At 34.1% G+C, this 455-nt stretch carries 1 protein-coding gene; it reads left to right on the top strand.

Features of this window, described 5'->3' with window-relative positions; translation table 11 throughout:
- Positions 1-351 (top strand): NADH-quinone oxidoreductase subunit H (locus ET526_RS21150; RefSeq protein WP_192898746.1); only part of this gene is annotated, 351 nt, incomplete at its 5' end.
- Between the last annotated feature and the right edge of the window lie 104 nt (positions 352-455).

Genomic DNA, 455 nt, shown 5'->3' with positions numbered 1-455 from the left:
CCTTTTCTTTTTATGGTGTTGGCGGAGCTGAATCGTGCTCCCTTTGATTTTGCGGAGGGGGAGAGGGAGCTTGTTAGAGGTTATAATGTTGAGTATTCTAGAGTGGCCTTTGTTCTTTTGTTTTTGGGTGAGTATGGGGCTCTTTTGTTTTTTAGAACTTTGACCTCAGTCTTGTTTTTTGGTTTTAGTTTTGTGGTTATCTACCTTGTGTTTTCTATTTTAGTTTTTGTGCGTAGTTCGTACCCACGTTTTCGTTATGATTTGATAATGAGTTTTTTTTGGTTTAAGTTGTTGCCTGTGTCTTTAATTTTTTTGGGTTATTTTGTTATTGTATTTTTCGGTTTTTATTAATAACGTGTATTTTTTGGATATTTTAATGTTTGTTTACGTGTTGCAGTTTCTTTTTTATTTTAAGGAGAGTATACTCGGGTCTTTGGTAAAAAGTTTTTTGGGTG

The sequence above is a fragment of the Crenalkalicoccus roseus genome, assembly GCF_004761865.1.
GTDB lineage: Bacteria > Pseudomonadota > Alphaproteobacteria > Acetobacterales > Acetobacteraceae > Crenalkalicoccus > Crenalkalicoccus roseus.
The sequence above is the reverse complement of the archived record's forward strand: the minus strand, read 5'-3'. Positions and strand labels throughout refer to the sequence as shown.